The sequence below is a fragment of the Aquimarina macrocephali genome, from assembly GCF_051627225.1.
Lineage (GTDB): Bacteria > Bacteroidota > Bacteroidia > Flavobacteriales > Flavobacteriaceae > Aquimarina > Aquimarina macrocephali.
Genome location: NZ_CP151795.1, coordinates 2,291,823 through 2,306,489 on the forward strand (window position 1 = coordinate 2,291,823; position 14,667 = coordinate 2,306,489).

A 14,667-nucleotide genomic window follows, 5' to 3' on the forward strand; every position below is an offset into this window, starting at 1 on the left:
TACTTCACTTTGTTTTTATTTAATAGTTGGTACAGCTTTTATTATTTCAAAATGAAATGCACAATGGGTTTATAAAACATGTTTTTTATAATAAATTAATATATGTGCATAGTATTGTGATGTTTTTTTTACAAAAGAAAGGTATATGATTACGTCTTTTTTATTTTGAATTCGTTGCCTTAAAAGCTACTATTGCTGTAAATAGAAAAACCCCAAAACAAACTGTTTCGGGGTTTTTAAAAAAATACTGAATGTATATTATTGCTTAATGATAAGCTTTTTGGTTATGGTTTTAGTATCTGATTTAACCGACACAAAATACATTCCAGATGGTAAATTGTTCAGTTCTATTCTATTTTCAGACATTTTACCATTTCTTACTATTTGGCCTGTTTTATTAACGATTCTGTATGTAGAACCATTAAAATTATTCATTCTGATTATAATGAAATCTTTTGCAGGAACTGGGTGAATAACAATGTCAGAGCTTTCTATATCTGTTTTCATATCTCTATTAAAGTTATGCATTACAGCATTTCCTACACAAAAGTTTTTAGTATCCTCAGAAGTAAATGATCCGCCAGAAGCCAGCACTGTACCAGAGGCACTATTGGTTAGTTCGTAAGAACCGTTACCATAACTACAGCAAATTCCATCACCATATGAATCTTTAAATACTAAAGTATAACACCCTGAATCCAGAGTTTTGGTTATATTAAGGGTAGAACCATCAGGTTGCGATGGATATGTTCCTCCAGAATGTACTACCTGACTGTTAGCATTTTTGATTTCCCAACTAGTTTCTTCAGGGTAGTTATCAAAAGTAATACGCAGTTTTACATCATAAGTTGAAGATGCTCCTGCAGTAGTTACATTTAAAGTGTTACTGGCTGCCGATTCGTTTCCTGCTGCATCTTTAGCTTTTATTTTAAAAGAATATGCTGTATTTGCTGTTAACCCTATAGCCTGATATGTAGTAGTAGTTATTGTGCCAATAACAGTATTGCCTTGATATATATCATACCCGGTAACTCCAACATTATCCGTAGAAGCAACCCAAGAAAGATCAATTGTATTTTGTGTTACATTAGACGCTGTTAAATTTGAAGGAGTGGAAGGAGCTTGTGTATCTGCAGTTGATGATCCTGCAAGAGGGACTTTCCAAACACCTCTTCCATAAGTACCTGCTAATAATACTTGATCTGAATAATTGACTTCTAAGTCTCGTACAGAAACATTAGGTAAATTTTCAGAATAATTTTCCCAATTGTTATTTCCTTGCTTATAATATACCCCTAAATAAGTACCTACATAAATAGTTTCGGTACCTTTTTGGTGTCGGACTACATTTTTGGCTTCACTTGGCAAATTACCTGATATGTTAGAAAAATTTGATCCCTGATCAGTAGATTTAAAAACTCCGTTAGAAACCCCTGATGAAGAATAACCGTTGGTAGATATATAAATGATATTAGTATTATCATTATGCACTTCTATAGAAGTAATATTTGTGGTAGAAGTATGGATTTTTGTCCAGTTTACTCCTTTGTCAGTACTTTTATATAAATTATTTTCACGAGAAACATAAATATTGTTTGTATTAGACGGGTCTACTTCGATTTGATCTAACTTGCCACCAAAATTGAAGTTAGAAAGTCTCTGGAAATTATTATTATTAAGTTTATAAAATCTAGAATACCCTGCATAAACATTTCCATCTTTATCAGAAACCAGAGGAGTAACCCAATTTCCTGATTCAGGTCCATCGGTTACTCGAGTTTGTGTTGTTCCTCTATTGGTAGTTTTATAAAGAGATCCTCCTCCTTGTATAAACCCATAATACGTATTAGGGTTTGTTCCACTTACTGCACAATCCATTCCGTCTGCGCCAAAATAATTGTTCCATGTGTCTCCATTACGTGCATATCCTCCATTATCCTGAAGTCCTCCCACAAGGTTGTTAGAACTACTATTTTCTGCTACTGATATTCTGTAAAACTGACCTATCTGTAATCCTTTGGTTAAATCTGTAAAGCTCCCACCATCATTTTCTGATAAGTATACTCCTCCATCACTACCACACATTAACTTTCCATTATAATAACGTAAAAAGTGAATATCTGCATGGGTGTATGAAGCTTGTTGAGGGTTTGACCAACTATTGATTGCTGAGAAGTTATTTCCTCCATCAGTAGATTTCCATATATTAAGACATCCTACAAAAATGGTATTGGCATCTGTATCTGAAACTGTTAGTGCTAAATCATACCAAGCTTGACCTGATTGTAATATATTAGTAGTTTCTTGAGTTTTTGTAAAGCTATTTCCACTATCAGTTGAGCGATATAAACCTTGAAAAGCATAACTTGCACTTCTGGTTTTGGCACTTAAAACATAGACATAGCTAGGATTGGCAGGGGTAACTTCGATGACCAACCTTCCTGAACTTGATGGTAGTCCACTTTGTATTTTTGTAAAGCTGGTTCCTCCATTTGTTGATTTATAAAAAGAATCTTTTGTAGTTGCATAAATTACATTAGAATCACCTGGTTTGAGTTTAATATCCTTTACGTCTGCATTCAATGTTTTAGTCCATGCAACTCCTGCGTTAGTGGTTTTGTAAACTCCTTGACTAGTTGCTACCCATAATGTATTCGAGTTATTGGGATCGATATAAATATCGTTACTCGAGGTTTGTGAATTTAAAAATTCTAGGCCTGTTTTTGCCCAGGTATTTCCTCCATCAGTAGATTTAAGAATCCCAATACTGTACGAATCATTGGCATCATCATCTCCAGTAGAAATATAAACAATATTCGAATTATTAGGATCGATAGCTATACCAGAAACACCAATTTGAGGAAGGTCATCTGACAAAGAGGTCCAATTTGCACCTTTGTCTGTAGATTTCCATATTCCTCCTGCTGGAGCTCCAATATAAAATGTATTAGGGTTATTAGGATCTACAATAACAACATTTACTCGTCCTTGTCCTGGAGACCATGAACCTGTTACTTCATGATCAAATGGCCCCATAGGAAGCCAGCTTGCAGCTGCCTTTGTAGAAGAAGAGGCCATATTGTTCTTTTCTTCCCAGGCTTTCCATAAGTGTTCGGGAGTTGGTATAGTACCATCTGGTAATAAAGAATTTTTCCAGTATTCCTGCCATCTCTTAAAGGGCTTATATCCACTACCTTTTTCCTTATGGTTTTTGTCTGTCCAATAGGTGGTAAATGCATTAGTGATCTTTTGAAATTTTACAGAGGTGTTGACTCCTGAAGAATTCTTGCTTTGATTTAAATCCTGCATCCAGGGGGCGCTTGAGTTATATTGGGAATGCCCAATATAGCAAATAAGCGCGGCTAAAATGATAAATGGTTTTTTCATTTTTTGTGTTTGAGTTTATGTTAAAAAAATTGGTTTATTAAACTTAATGAACTAGAAGTTCATAGATCCATAAGGGTAATCAATCATTACTATTCCATATATTATTAATAGAATAATAGAAAGTTTTTTATAAGGTTAATTAGTTTTTCGGGATTCTTTGAAGTAGAGAAAAACTAGTAGTATACTAAGATTATAATTTTTTAAATCTTATTTGCTAATACCGAGAGGAGGTAGGTTTTTGATTTGGTTTCATGTTGAGTTGAGTTTAAGTTAGTTAAATTTCCTTCAAAAATCGAAGAATCATGATCAAAGCTCATCAAATCTTTTTGATAAAAAAAAGTTTTTCGATGAAGAGAAATAAAATTACTGTACAAAACATTAAGACCACTATAATGCAACTGTGTTGCAAGAAAAATCTTTCTTTATTTAGTGTTAATTGGATTGCTCAAAAAAATTCAATGTTCGCAATTCATTATAATACACTTTATTAGGAAGATAAAAACCTACATGACCTCCATAATCTGGGGTTTCAAGAAATAAATTGGGATTTTTCTTGGCTTCATCAAAAGGATAACAAAGATCTCCCAGGAAAGAATCATTTTTGGCATTAAGGATAAGGGAGGGAACTTCGATATGTTTCAGAAATTGCCTGGAGCTACATTTAGAATAATACTCCATAGCATTTTCATACCCATGGGCCTTACTGGTATATAAATTATCAATGTCCATAAGAGATTTGCAAGCTCTAATATCTGATGTAGTTAAAGTATCAGAAAATTGAATTTGCCGATCATACAATTTGGCTTTTAGATGGTTTATAAAACGTTGTTGATAGACGTAATTCTTCGGTTTATTTATTTCTGATAACGAATCATATAGATCACAGGGAACCGAAATAGCCGCGGCAGTTTTTATCTCTGAGGCTAAAGAACGACCTTCTCCGAGGTATTTTAACATAATATTACCTCCTAAACTAAATCCACATATTGATATGTTTGTATAGGCATATGTCGTAAGTATATGCTTGATAATACGATCCAAATCTTCACTGGCTCCCGCGTTATAAGATCTATAAAGACGGTTTACTTCACCACTACAATTTCTAAGATTTATTGCTGCAGAATCCCAGCCATTATGATTTAGGTGTCTTGCTAATCCTAGCATATATTGGCGTTGTCCATTACCTTCTAATCCATGAATGATGACCGTCAGTTTTTTTGAGTTTGGTGCTGCACTGTAACTCCAATCAAGATCAATAAAATCTCCATCATCAAGCTCTACACGTTCTCTTTTTTGTGATACTCCTTTTACTTTACGAAGTAGATTAGGGTATATGGTAGACATATGACCATTTCTAAATAAAAACGGAGGAATATACTTAGATTCAATTAACGGCATTAGTATAATATATTATCTTTTGGTTGTTCTTTTTCTGGAAGATTTTTTTCGTCAAGCATGTCGCGCAGGTCAATTTCAATAGTTTTACATAATGCAGTCATTGGCACATCATTAATTCGTCCTTCAAAAGGATCTTCACTGTTACTTCCAATTTTTTCCATTGTAAAGAAAACCCAACTTATTAAAATAGAGAGTGGTATCATTAAAAAGACAAACCATTGTTCTATACCATTTGTCATTTCATTTAGTTTGTTTTCAAAAACATTAAGTAATCCAAAAGGTAATAAAAGAATAAATATCCATGTAAACAATGTACTAAAATATGCGTATTGTCTTGGGAAAGGAGTATTCTTAATACGTTCACACTTACCTTGAAGATTATATAACTCTTCCAGTATATTATGAAAAAGCTGTTTGTCAAACTCTGTAATTTTACCTTGATCCAGAAGTTGTTTAAGATGAAGTCCTTGATTTTTAACTAAATGAGTAGCAGGGTTCTTCCGTTTTAGTAGATCTTGATATTCTTGATCAGATACAAATTTAGTTGTAGCATCGCAAGCTGGTTTTTGTTCGCCATGTTTTTTAAAGAGTTTTTCTATAGCTCTATTTTCTTTTAAAGAAAAAGAATTAGGTTGTCTGAGTTGAATTCTTAAGGCATTGATCCAGGCAATATGTCTATAAATCAATACCTGCTTGGTTTTTTGATCATCCTGTACTAAACATAATATCTGATTGGTCCAGGTTCTGGAATAGTTTACGATACTACCCCAGATTTTACGAGCCTCCCAAAACCGATCATAACTTTGGCTGTTTTTAAAACCAATATAAAATGCAACGGCAATACCAATTACGGTAAGAGGTTGAAAAGGGATATCAATAAATTTCCAATCTAAAAAATGATATAATGAAAAAATAACCGTAGTATATATGGTGAAGAAAATAATATTTTTCCAGGCGTATCGAAGGATAATCCCCCAACTAATATTTCGTTTAATATACATTATGAGTTTGTTTTAAAACAAGAAGACCACACAGGTTTTTAAAGCCTATTTCACTAAAATCCCGAAAATAATATCTGGTCTTAGATATTTTTTGTTTTATGTGCATTATCAAATATACATATTTAATAACACTCTGCTATGCGTGCATAATAAGTTATTTTGTACTTTTGTTGATCAAAAAAACAGACATTATGTATTTAAAAGATTTTGAAATTAGATGGAATGATATTGATGCAAATCGTCATTTGGCGAATAAAGCATATATAGAATTTGCAGCACATACCCGAATGTCTTTTTTAACAGAAAAGGGTTTTGATCAACGTCTTTTGAGTAAGTTTAATATTGGTCCTGTTGTGTTTTATGAACATATTTATTACTTTAAAGAAGTGTTTTATGGTAGACCGGTGAAAGTCTCTTTAGAAATTTCGGGATTAAGTGAAGATGGAAAATTTTTTGAGTTCAGACATAAATATTATGATTATAAAGGGCGAAATTTTGCACAATGTGAAATGATGGGTGCCTGGATGGATTTGAATACCCGAAAATTGATTGCTCTTCCAGATGAAATACATCAATTGTTAGACAGAGTAGAGCGACCAGAAGATTTTAAGGTGCTTACCAAAGAAGATACAAGAAAATTTGCTAAAACTCCGGTAGACTTAGAACAAGTTTAAGAGGCTATTTTTTTAGGAGATTTAGTAACCAGGTATACTCCCAAAAAAACTAGTACTGCAGATATTATTTTGACTGGATTTAGCGAATCTGCACCCATTAACATGGCAAAACTAATAGCCAGAAGAGGCTGTAGATATATAAATGCTGCAATTGTTGAAGCTCTTAAATGCCTTAGCGCAAATATATTTAACAAATAGGTTAAAAATGTAGTTGCTATGACCACAAAAATCATTTTCCATATTACCTCATAAGGTAGCGAGAACCATTCTACTTCACTAAATTCTGAAATGGTAATCGGAAAATTAATAATAACACCAAGTAAGAAAAACCACTTCATTAAAGTAATAGAATGATACTTAGTGGTTAAAGGTTTTACCAATATTAGGTAAATAGCATATGAAGCTGCATTGATAACGAATAAAGCATTTCCTAATGGGATATTTGGAGCATCCTGACGGATTTCTGAACCAAAAAGAATAAGACCCAGTGCTCCCGAAAAACCTAGTAAAATACCAATAGTTCTTAAAAAAGTAATTTTTTCTTTTATAAAAAAAGCAGATAAAATAAACACCAAAATTGGAGAGATGGTGATCATTACAGAGCTATTGATAGGTGTCGATAATTGCAATCCTTTAAAAAACATAAGCATATTGATCACCATTCCAAAAATAGTACAAGCAATTACCCTTGGCCAGTCATTGCGCTCTATTTTTTGTTTTGGAGCCCATATAGATGCAAGCCAGAATAATAATGCAGCACCAACTACTCGCAATAAAATAAATCCAAATGGTTTGATGTAGGTAGGCATTACACCTTTTGCCACAGTATGATTTATGCCATATATCAAACTGGCACCAAATGCGGCGAGTAATGCAGCCGTTCTTTTATCCATTAATAGTAATAGTTGCCTCTTCTACCACTTTTTTACTGTTTCCGATAAAGATTTTGTCATTAACAATAATTACTGGTCGTTTTAAGAAAGTATAATGCTCTAAGATTAATTTTTTATAATCTTCTTCAGATAAATCCTGATTTTTAAGATCCCGCTCTTTGTATAACCGTGCTCTTTTACTAAATAAAGCCTCATAGCTTCCGGCTAAGTCATACATTTTTTCAATTTGCTCTGTGGTAATAGTTTCGTTTTTAATGTCTTGCAAAATGAAATCCGAAGATGGATTTAATTCATTTAAAATACGTCTGCAAGTATCGCAAGTAGACAAATGGTATATTTTTTTCACAGTTGATTATTTTAAGTGTCAAAATCATCACAAAGGAAATTCATTTCACAATTAAAACTCATATTTTTGGCTAAAAATTATGAAATGAGCCACAAAGATTATGTTGTTGCTAAACGATACGATCATTGGCAAATTTTATACCTATGCTGAGCATAGTTGAAGTATGACTTTTGAAAAACAATAAAATAAACAGATAAGTACCATGCAAGATCCAATAACAATTACTCGTGTCAATCGAAAAATATTAGAAAAAATATTAGATAACTATTCTTTAGATCAATTAAATGAAGTGCCTGAAGGATTTAAAAATAACCTAATATGGAACATTGCGCACGTGATGGTAACTCAACAATTATTGGTGTATAAATTGAGCGGATTACCAATGATGATTGATAATGAAATGGTAGACTTGTATCGAAAAGGAACAAAGACCGAAAGACCAGTTACTGCAGAAGAAGTATCAGAAATAAAGAAGCTTTTATTTACAACATTAGATAAAACAGAAAAGGATCTAAACGATGATATCTTTAAAAATTACAATGACTACGAGACTAGTACCGGATTTGTATTAAAATCTGTTGAGGATGCGATGAATTTTAATAATTATCACGAAGGAATTCATTTAGGATATATCTTGGCACTTAGAAAAGCGATTTAAGTAAGTTTGGATTCCCTATAAATAAATTGTTTTATCAAAAAATCTTAACTGCAAAAAACGAAGCAACCTCTTCCTTGTTCAATTTTAATTCTATAGGCCCTTCTGCATAGGAGTTAATTTCATATTGATTGTAGTAGAGAATAACTTCTTTATCTGTAAACCCTATAGTTAAAGGTAAACTGAACGTATCATCTTCAAAAAAGAAACCGGTGCTATTAATCGATTCTTTTTCTGGGATTTCATGTTGTGTTCTAAAGATTTTTTCTACATAATCTTCAAATTCATTATAATTCTTAAATAATGACTTATTAGAAAATTGCTTTCCTGTTTTTGTGTCAATATTGATATAAGAAACTGTACCATTTCCATGAGCACCACCAGTAAATATATAAGAATCCATTACGACAGAGATTAAACCTGGACATTGAAAACTAAGTTCACAATCAATAGTAGCTTCATAAGGAACGATTTCTTCTGGGAATTCTTCACTAATATTTTGATAGGAACTATTAAATTGAGAGATCGCTTCTTTAAGGTTTGGTTCTGATGCGTTTTCACCAATATTTAAAATAGAACAGGCTGTATTTTCTATTTCTTTATTAATAATGGCAGCTACTGGGTTATCATCAACAATTTTTAATACGTTGATTTCTAAAGAAGCACAATCCACATTTTTGCAGTCAAGAAGAGTGTCTACTGTAAAATTTTGTTTTTCAAAAGTGAAAGATTCTGTATTGTCACAGCTATATAATCCCCAAAAAATTAGTAGCAAAAGAATGAATTTTGACTTGGTGTTAGTTTTTGTGTTAATCATCTACTAAAGGTATTCGACGAAATATGATTAGAACGAATTAAATCATACATTTGTCCCGTTTTTCAACATAAAACGACCAAGTTAATTTATTCTTGTTAAAAACTAATAAATAGATGAAATTTAACACTAAAACAATTCACGGAGGACAGAAACACGATCCGGCTTATGGTGCCGTCATGCCTCCTATATATCAGACATCTACATACGCTCAGACCACTCCGGGAGGACATAAAGGTTTTGAATATAGCAGAACACATAATCCTACAAGAAAAGCATTAGAAGATTCTTTTGCTAGTATCGAAAACGGAAAATTTGGACTTGCTTTCGGATCAGGACTTGCTGCCATAGACGCAGTAATCAAATTATTGAAACCTGGTGATGAGGTTGTTTCTACTAACGATTTATATGGAGGAACCTATCGTTTGTTTACTAAGATCTTTGAAGATTTTGGAATCAAGTTTCACTTTATAGGGATGGAAAATGCAGATAAAGTAGAGGATTATGTAAATGAAAACACCAAATTAATTTGGGTTGAGACACCAACCAATCCTATGATGAATATTATTGATATTAAAGCAATAGCTGCAATATCAAAAAAACATAATATTTTATTGGCTGTAGATAACACTTTTGCTACTCCATACTTGCAAAGACCTTTGGATCTTGGTGCAGATATTGTAATGCATAGCGCTACCAAATATTTAGGAGGGCATAGCGATGTGGTTATGGGAGCATTAATTGTAAAGGATTCAACATTAGCAGAACGACTTTACTTCATTCAGAATGCAAGTGGTGCTGTTTGTGGACCGCAAGATAGTTTTTTGGTGTTAAGAGGGATTAAGACATTACATATACGTATGCAACGACACTGTGAAAATGGTGAAGCCATTGCAAAGTATTTGAAGAATCATCCTAAAATAGAAAAAGTATACTGGCCAGGTTTTGAAGATCACCCTAATCATGAAGTTGCCAAAGCACAGATGGATGGTTTTGGAGGTATGATTTCTTTTGTAACAAAAGGAAGTGATTATGATAGTGCAATTAAGATCGTAGAGAATCTAAAATTCTTCACTTTGGCAGAATCTCTTGGCGGTGTAGAAAGCCTTGCAGGGCACCCGGCAAGTATGACACATGCTTCAATACCAAAAGAAGAACGTGAGAAAACAGGAGTAGTCGATTCTTTGATTCGATTAAGTGTTGGAATAGAGGATATTAACGATCTAATTGCAGATCTTGAACAAGCTATTGGATAACCTAATTATTAAATTAAAAAAATAAACTTGTTTTTTTAGGAATATCATATATTTGGCGTGATATTTCAACCTATAGATAAGAATCTATTAATTCAATTAACATATGCAAGCAAAGATAGATGCATTCATGGAAGAGGTAAAGGCTCGTAACACACATGAGCCTGAATTTTTACAAGCGGTACAAGAAGTTGCCGAAACTGTAATTCCTTACATAGCTACAAAAGAAATTTATAACGGGAAGAATATCCTGTTAAGAATGGTTGAACCAGAGAGAGCGATTATGTTTCGTGTACCATGGGTAGATGATAAAGGAGTGATTCATGTGAATAGAGGATATCGTATTCAAATGAATTCTGCAATAGGACCATATAAAGGAGGATTACGTTTTCATCCTTCTGTAAATATAAGTATTTTGAAATTCTTGGCTTTTGAACAGGTTTTCAAAAATAGTCTAACTACTCTTCCTATGGGAGGTGGTAAGGGAGGATCTGATTTTGATCCTAAAGGAAAATCTGACGATGAAATTATGCGTTTTTGTCATAGTTTTATGAGTGAACTTTTTAGACATATTGGCCCTGATACAGATGTTCCTGCAGGAGATATAGGAGTAGGAGGTCGTGAAATTGGATTCTTATTCGGGATGTATCGTAAAATGCGTAATGAATTTACTGGTGTTCTTACCGGAAAAGGACTTACCTGGGGAGGATCTCTAATTCGCCCAGAAGCTACTGGATATGGAACTGTTTATTTTGCAAAAAATATGCTTGAAACCCAAGGAGGTTCTTTTGAAGGAAAAATAGTAACAGTTTCTGGTTCAGGAAATGTAGCACAATATGCTGCAGAAAAAGCAACGCAACTGGGAGCAAAAGTAGTAACACTATCGGATTCCTCTGGATACATTTATGACAAAGACGGAGTTGATGCAGAAAAACTTGCTTTTGTAATGGAACTTAAGAATGTAAAAAGAGGACGTATCAGCGAGTATGCAGATAAGTATCCTTCTGCAGAGTTTCATAAAGGACAAACCCCATGGGGAGTGAAATGTGATATTGCGTTACCATGTGCTACTCAAAATGAATTAAATGGAGATGATGCACAAACATTAATTGCCAATGGGTGTGTTTGTGTTAGTGAAGGAGCTAATATGCCAAGTACACCAGAAGCAATTTCAGCTTTCCATAAAGCCAAAATTTTCTTTGCTCCAGGAAAAGCTTCTAACGCAGGAGGTGTAGCCACATCTGGATTAGAAATGACACAAAACTCTTTACGTTATAACTGGACTCGTGAAGAAGTAGATAATAAACTAAAACAAATCATGGAAGATATCCATTCTGCTTGTCTCAAATATGGTAGTGATGATAATGGATATGTAGATTATGTAAAAGGAGCTAATATTGCCGGTTTTGTAAAAGTAGCTGATGCTATGCTGGCGCAAGGGGTAATCTAAGTATTTAATGATTCCTTAAAATAAAATTAAAGCCGTTTGGAAATATCCAAACGGCTTTTTTAGTAAAAAAAAGTATCTTTGCCGCTTTTTTATGAAAAGTCCTACCCTGTTATATAATAATCAATTTAAACTATTAATGTACAGATGACAAAAAAACTGATTACATTTGGAAGAGTATGTATGCTTTCAATTTTAATGATTAATGCTTCTTGTGATAAAGACGAAGAAGTGGTTTTAAATGCTGGTAATTTTATTACATCAGTTAAACTAACAAGCGGAGATTTTACGAAAGATTTTGAAATTAAGGATAACGAAGTAAATGGTGTAGTTCCTTACATGATTGATGATTTGGATATTGCATTGGCAATTACTATTTCTGATAAAGCAACTGTTACACCAGATCCAAGTACTATTACCTCTATTAAAGATCCTATTAATTTTATTATTACAGCAGAAAATGGAGAGAAAAAGAATTACGTAGTAAATATAAAAAGGGAATTGAGTCCTGAAAATGAGATAGTTTCTTTTCAAATAAAAACAGATCTTTTTAAAACAAATGTTGATATTGACAATGAAACAGGAAAAATTAATCAAAGAGTATTACCAAATACTATGTTGACTTCTATTGAAACTACTGGTGTAATTTCAGATAGAGCTACAATAAGCCCTGACCCAAAAACTATTTCTGATTATAGAAATCCAATTACATTTACGGTCACAGCAGAAAATGGAGAAAGTAAAGAGTATCTAGTTACTCTAGAATTGATGAATGAAGAGTATGCTGCGCAATGTGATATATCGAATGCAAGTAAATGGTTTGGAGGTGATGATAGAGAGGGAGATTTGAACCCTGGAGGGATAGGCCCTAGAAATGTAGGTACTGGTCAAGTTATACTTGTAGCAAAAGATACATATCCAACAAAATTTGGTTTTTTATTAAGAAGACCTTTTGAGAGTCGTCGAACTAATACCAATTATTTGGGAGATTTAGAATTTAAACTAAATATCAGAGATATAAATGGAGTTGTAATTGCTTCTAAAAATATTATGATAAACGGTCCGTTTACTGGAGGATGGATAGATTTTGATTTGACATCACTAAACCTACTTTTGAAAAAGAATACACAATATAATTTCACATATTATTTGATTAATGGAGAGGCTCTTGGTGTTTCAAGTGGCTCTGACGCTAATCTGAATGTAGATTCTGGGATTTGTGGAGCAACAGGCTTTAGTGGAACATCCAAAGAAAGAGAAAACACATCGCTAGAAGATTGGAGTGTGTGGTATTCGCATGAATGGCATTTTAATTTTAGGATAGAAGGAAAACAATAATAAACTACTTTTTATACAAAGCCGTTTGGTTTATCCAAACGGCTTTGTTGTTGATTTAGGAGAACTAAATAATTTAACACTCTTAAATATTAGATCTTTGTACCGAACTTAGGCATATATAATTTTGTTATGTATTTTTATAATTATCTAAAAACTCAAGGCGAGTTCTTAAATTGGTTCTCATGAAGCATATAACTCTTTTCTTTTTTTTAGTATTATTAATCTCATGTGGGAGTACACATACGGTTTATGATTATGATGAGCAACAGGATTTTTCAATTTACAAGACTTATGCTTTTTATCCAGAAATGAGTTCTGGACTTAATGATTTGGATCAAAAACGATTATTGATGGTAACAGAAGCCGTTATGCAAAGCAAAGGGTTTACCAAATCAGAAACTCCTGATATTTATATAAATTTTAAGACGATTATTAATAAAACACCTTCGCGTAATAGTATTGGAGTAGGAGTTGGTGGCGGTAGTGGTGGCATTGGTATTGGTGTTGGAGGGTCTATTCCTATTGGCGGACCAGAAACTTTTCTGGAACTTACCATTGATTTTGTTGATGTGAAAAAAGATGAAATGGTATGGCAGGCAATTGCCGAGAAACGATTTCATCCTAATGCCTCGCCAGATACACGTACCGATTTTTTCCAGAAAATTATTGAAAAATCCTTAATCAAATATCCACCAAAGAAGAAAAAATAAGATTGCTTTTTTATTTATTTTCGGTTTACAATGATGATCAACTCACCAGCAATAGTAATACATTCCTTACGATATAGTGAGGCAGACTTGATTGTTTCATTGTTTACAAAAACAAGTGGATTACGCTCTTATTTACTAAAAGGAGTCTTAAAATCTAAACGAGGAAAAATCAGAGCATCACTATTTCAACCGCTTACCTTATTAGAAATACAAGCTTTTCATAGAGATAAAGGCTCTTTAGAGAGAATTAAAGAAGCCAAAATAAAAACAATTTATAAGTCGTTACATACAGACTTCATAAAAGGCACATTGGTATTTTTTATTTCTGAAGTACTTAAGAACTCTATCCACGAAGAAGAAACCAATACAGATCTATTCGAATATCTTGAAACCGCTTTAATGTGGTTGGATGTACATGATACTATTGGTAATTTTCATATTACATTTTTAACCAAACTTACCCAATACCTTGGCTTTTATCCAGACACTCCTCATGCAGAATCAGACTATTTTAATATGCAGGATGGTGTTTTTCAATCTACTAGTAGTAATGTATATTGTGTAAGTGGAGATCAGGTAAAATTATTTAAACAATTTTTAGGCACAACATTTGAGGCAAGTATGGATATTAAACTATCAAAGAATACACGAAGTGATATTCTAGCTATGCTATTAGTATATTTTGAACTACATTTGCACGGTTTTAAGAAGCCGAAATCACTTTCTGTTTTAAACGAAATTTTTAATTAAG

13 protein-coding genes are annotated in these 14,667 nt (G+C 32.9%); 7 read left to right on the forward strand and 6 right to left on the reverse strand.

All coding sequences use genetic code 11. The annotated features are described in order from the left end of the window. Positions 1-258: 258 nt before the first annotated feature. The 3 genes from AAFU52_RS10235 to AAFU52_RS10245 all read right to left on the reverse strand — a co-directional run bounded on the left by AAFU52_RS10235 (position 259) and on the right by AAFU52_RS10245 (position 5,786). Complete coding sequence (locus AAFU52_RS10235; protein ID WP_438426343.1) at positions 259-3,387, reverse strand: VPS10 domain-containing protein; 3,129 nt, start codon at positions 3,385-3,387, stop codon at positions 259-261. Positions 3,388-3,819: 432 nt separating this feature from the next. Then, a complete protein-coding gene (locus AAFU52_RS10240) occupies positions 3,820-4,785 on the reverse strand; it encodes a YheT family hydrolase (protein ID WP_024772938.1) in 966 nt (321 codons plus the stop codon). Then, positions 4,785-5,786 (reverse strand): bestrophin family protein, encoded by a 1,002-nt coding sequence (locus tag AAFU52_RS10245; RefSeq protein ID WP_438426344.1) that lies wholly within the window; start codon positions 5,784-5,786, stop codon positions 4,785-4,787. Before AAFU52_RS10245 ends, AAFU52_RS10240 begins: the two co-directional genes overlap by 1 nt. A 191-nt stretch (positions 5,787-5,977) precedes the next feature. Between AAFU52_RS10245 and AAFU52_RS10250 the strand changes: the two genes are divergently transcribed. Then, on the forward strand, positions 5,978-6,460 hold the full coding sequence (locus AAFU52_RS10250) for an acyl-CoA thioesterase (protein WP_024772940.1): 483 nt from the start codon (positions 5,978-5,980) through the stop codon (positions 6,458-6,460). Here the strand turns inward: AAFU52_RS10250 and AAFU52_RS10255 are convergent. Together AAFU52_RS10255 and AAFU52_RS10260 are read right to left on the reverse strand one after the other, a co-directional pair. Beyond that, positions 6,457-7,353, reverse strand: a complete 897-nt coding sequence (locus AAFU52_RS10255; protein ID WP_024772941.1) for a DMT family transporter — start codon at positions 7,351-7,353, stop codon at positions 6,457-6,459. The genes AAFU52_RS10250 and AAFU52_RS10255 overlap by 4 nt on opposite strands. Continuing rightward, the gene (locus AAFU52_RS10260) at positions 7,346-7,699 is read right to left on the reverse strand and encodes an arsenate reductase family protein (RefSeq protein ID WP_024772942.1); all 354 of its coding nucleotides are present in this window, start codon (positions 7,697-7,699) and stop codon (positions 7,346-7,348) included. Before AAFU52_RS10260 ends, AAFU52_RS10255 begins: the two co-directional genes overlap by 8 nt. Positions 7,700-7,901: 202 nt before the next feature. On the opposite strand from AAFU52_RS10260, the gene AAFU52_RS10265 reads away from it, so the two are divergent. Then, positions 7,902-8,357, forward strand: coding sequence for a DinB family protein (locus AAFU52_RS10265; protein ID WP_438426345.1), 456 nt, complete (start codon positions 7,902-7,904; stop codon positions 8,355-8,357). Between the two features lie 34 nt (positions 8,358-8,391). Here AAFU52_RS10265 and AAFU52_RS10270 read toward each other — a convergent pair whose 3' ends face one another. Beyond that, on the reverse strand, positions 8,392-9,129 hold the full coding sequence (locus tag AAFU52_RS10270) for a DUF3298 and DUF4163 domain-containing protein (RefSeq protein ID WP_161635347.1): 738 nt from the start codon (positions 9,127-9,129) through the stop codon (positions 8,392-8,394). Positions 9,130-9,284: 155 nt separating this feature from the next. On the opposite strand from AAFU52_RS10270, the gene AAFU52_RS10275 reads away from it, so the two are divergent. The 5 genes from AAFU52_RS10275 to recO all read left to right on the forward strand — a co-directional run bounded on the left by AAFU52_RS10275 (position 9,285) and on the right by recO (position 14,666). Continuing rightward, entirely contained in the window at positions 9,285-10,424 is a 1,140-nt protein-coding gene (locus tag AAFU52_RS10275) for a cystathionine gamma-synthase (RefSeq protein WP_438426347.1), read from the forward strand. 103 nt (positions 10,425-10,527) lie between these two features. Continuing rightward, complete coding sequence (gdhA, locus tag AAFU52_RS10280) at positions 10,528-11,871, forward strand: NADP-specific glutamate dehydrogenase (protein WP_438426348.1); 1,344 nt, start codon at positions 10,528-10,530, stop codon at positions 11,869-11,871. A 144-nt stretch (positions 11,872-12,015) separates the two neighbouring features. After that, the gene (locus AAFU52_RS10285) at positions 12,016-13,206 is read left to right on the forward strand and encodes a DUF5018 domain-containing protein (protein WP_438426349.1); all 1,191 of its coding nucleotides are present in this window, start codon (positions 12,016-12,018) and stop codon (positions 13,204-13,206) included. A gap of 182 nt (positions 13,207-13,388) precedes the next feature. Further along, positions 13,389-13,916, forward strand: a complete 528-nt coding sequence (locus tag AAFU52_RS10290; RefSeq protein WP_024772947.1) for a DUF4136 domain-containing protein — start codon at positions 13,389-13,391, stop codon at positions 13,914-13,916. A 30-nt stretch (positions 13,917-13,946) separates the two neighbouring features. Then, entirely contained in the window at positions 13,947-14,666 is a 720-nt protein-coding gene (recO, locus tag AAFU52_RS10295) for a DNA repair protein RecO (protein WP_438426350.1), read from the forward strand. Position 14,667: the final 1 nt, after the last annotated feature.

Excerpts from the sequence above, each read along its gene's own strand:
- AAFU52_RS10235 (WP_438426343.1), bottom strand. The coding sequence starts at position 3,387 with ATGAAAAAACCATTTATCATTTTAGCCGCGCTTATTTGCTATATTGGG.
- AAFU52_RS10240 (WP_024772938.1), bottom strand. The coding sequence starts at position 4,785 with ATGCCGTTAATTGAATCTAAGTATATTCCTCCGTTTTTATTTAGAAAT.
- AAFU52_RS10245 (WP_438426344.1), bottom strand. The coding sequence starts at position 5,786 with ATGTATATTAAACGAAATATTAGTTGGGGGATTATCCTTCGATACGCC.
- AAFU52_RS10250 (WP_024772940.1), top strand. The coding sequence starts at position 5,978 with ATGTATTTAAAAGATTTTGAAATTAGATGGAATGATATTGATGCAAAT.
- AAFU52_RS10255 (WP_024772941.1), bottom strand. The coding sequence starts at position 7,353 with ATGGATAAAAGAACGGCTGCATTACTCGCCGCATTTGGTGCCAGTTTG.
- AAFU52_RS10265 (WP_438426345.1), top strand. The coding sequence starts at position 7,902 with ATGCAAGATCCAATAACAATTACTCGTGTCAATCGAAAAATATTAGAA.
- AAFU52_RS10275 (WP_438426347.1), top strand. The coding sequence starts at position 9,285 with ATGAAATTTAACACTAAAACAATTCACGGAGGACAGAAACACGATCCG.
- gdhA (WP_438426348.1), top strand. The coding sequence starts at position 10,528 with ATGCAAGCAAAGATAGATGCATTCATGGAAGAGGTAAAGGCTCGTAAC.
- AAFU52_RS10285 (WP_438426349.1), top strand. The coding sequence starts at position 12,016 with ATGACAAAAAAACTGATTACATTTGGAAGAGTATGTATGCTTTCAATT.
- AAFU52_RS10290 (WP_024772947.1), top strand. The coding sequence starts at position 13,389 with ATGAAGCATATAACTCTTTTCTTTTTTTTAGTATTATTAATCTCATGT.
- recO (WP_438426350.1), top strand. The coding sequence starts at position 13,947 with ATGATGATCAACTCACCAGCAATAGTAATACATTCCTTACGATATAGT.